The following is a 1,952-nucleotide window of genomic DNA, read 5'->3' on the forward strand; positions in this document are numbered from 1 at the left end:
ACTCTAATTTTGGCTGATATATCTTCAGAGCATGGTCATGCAATTCATATTTTAGCGAAGAACCTTTGTAGCATTTCAGCTAGTAGCTTATTACGCTTACAATTTGAATCGCTATTAAGAGCAAAGTGGCTATACTGGGTCGCTTCTGATGAGGTTATAGAAAGGTTTAATAAACCTTTAACAGAGCAGAATGTAAAGCAAGCAGAAAAACGCATACCTACAATTAATATTATTTTATCGGAGCTTGAGCTTAAAGTAGAAGAAGGTAAGGTTCCTAAAAAAGCACTAATGCTAATGCAAGAGTTTAAAAATATGGCGTTAAAAGCCTCTAATTCTTATGTCCATAGTGGGATGCATGCATTTTCTAGAAGAAAAGATGGATTTCCAGAACCATTGATGATTCAGATTCTACAGAACTCTAATGGATTAGAAGCTTTAAAAGCAATGTTACTTGCAACATTAGTTCAATCTAATGAAATAATGCAGGAAGTGCTTAATCTTCAATATATTTATTTAGATTGTTTACCCATGCATACACCGGAAATCATGGATAGGTTCTACGGTATATCATAATAAAAGCCTAAAAAATCAAGTCGCATTAACGTGTTAGAAGAACGGCTTTTTACTGAGCAGTCTCATCCCGTCTAAACGTCCATGTTTTATCATTAGAAGCGTCATCAACATAATAATAACCCGCCAAATTAAATTGCTTCAGCTGCTCAGCCTTGGTGAGCTTATTATCAGCGGCATATTTGACCATCAGCCCACGTGCTTTTTTGGCATAGAAGCTAATGACTTTATATTGACCATTCTTTTCATCTTCAAATCGTGGTGTGATAATCTCAGCATCCAGCGCTTTTTTCTTCACAGACTTAAAGTATTCATTTGAAGCTAAATTAATCAATACTTTGTCATCGCTATCAGCCATGCGCGAATTGATAGTATTGGTCACTTCTTCGCCCCAAAATTCGTATAAATTATCACCGCGCTCATTTTTGAGCTTGGTTCCCATTTCTAGTCGATAAGGCTGAATCAAATCGAGCGGTTTTAGCAAGCCATATAGGCCTGACAAAATACCCAGATGTTCATTAACGTAGATAGCCGTGTCTTTATCCATGTGATACATATCCAGACCTGTATAGACATCACCATCGAATAAATAACCGGCAGGCTTAGCGTTGTCGTCCGTAAAGGGTTCCTTATCACTCCAAGCCCAGTCTTGGTTACGCTTAGCATTCAGCTGCGCCAAATCATCAGAGATGCTCATCAGCTCTTGTAAATCAATCGGCTCTTTCGACTTCAATATTTTCATCAGTGTCTGTGAATGCTCAATCAGCTCAGGCTGACTATAGTAATTACCAAGATTCACTGGGATAGCGTCTGTTTCGTTCAAAGATTTGGCAGGAGAGAGTAAAAAATACATGGTTATTCCTTATTATAGTGAAGTGATAAACACTCCATTAACGTGTCAAGCTTTCTTATTATACGATACCTACAGGTTTAACTTGACTTACTCGTAGCTGTTTTGTATTTTTAAGCATTATCATAGACAGGTGTCAGACATCGAAGCAATCATAGTTGCCTCTGTAAGCTAATGGCTGACTGGCTTTGAGGCTTATACGGAAAAATAAAACTTTTTAATATAACAATAAAAGTTATACAAGTGGTGTAAATGCCTAACTTTTTATTTTACTTGTGGGTCATCATTAGACAATGAAAGTTAACGGATGATATCTCTATAATAAAACGGCATGATGGCAAAGCAGCTATCATTTATTAAATTGATAATCTTTGGTCTTAAGTGTTAAACCAACAGCAACCAAAGGTTTTTTTGTTCCCTGTGCTTTTTAAATGTGCGTTGAGGGTATTAAAAGTAATCATTAGACGTAAGGAGACGATATGAAGATCGGTGTCATTAGTGCAGATAGTGCAAGCGAGAGTCGGGTCGCATT

The 1,952-nt window shown here is 37.0% G+C and carries 2 protein-coding genes; one reads left to right on the plus strand and one right to left on the minus strand.

Annotated elements, in window-relative coordinates; translation table 11 throughout:
- Positions 1-573: hypothetical protein (locus CAN34_RS14305; RefSeq protein WP_089556098.1), on the plus strand; the 573-nt coding region annotated here is incomplete at its 5' end.
- A gap of 49 nt (positions 574-622) precedes the next feature.
- Here the strand turns inward: CAN34_RS14305 and yaaA are convergent.
- On the minus strand, positions 623-1,423 hold the full coding sequence (gene yaaA / locus CAN34_RS13625) for a peroxide stress protein YaaA (RefSeq protein WP_089556099.1): 801 nt from the start codon (positions 1,421-1,423) through the stop codon (positions 623-625).
- Positions 1,424-1,952 lie beyond the last annotated feature (529 nt).

Origin of the sequence: Psychrobacter sp. DAB_AL32B, assembly GCF_002224105.1 — a bacterium.
Lineage (GTDB): Bacteria > Pseudomonadota > Gammaproteobacteria > Pseudomonadales > Moraxellaceae > Psychrobacter.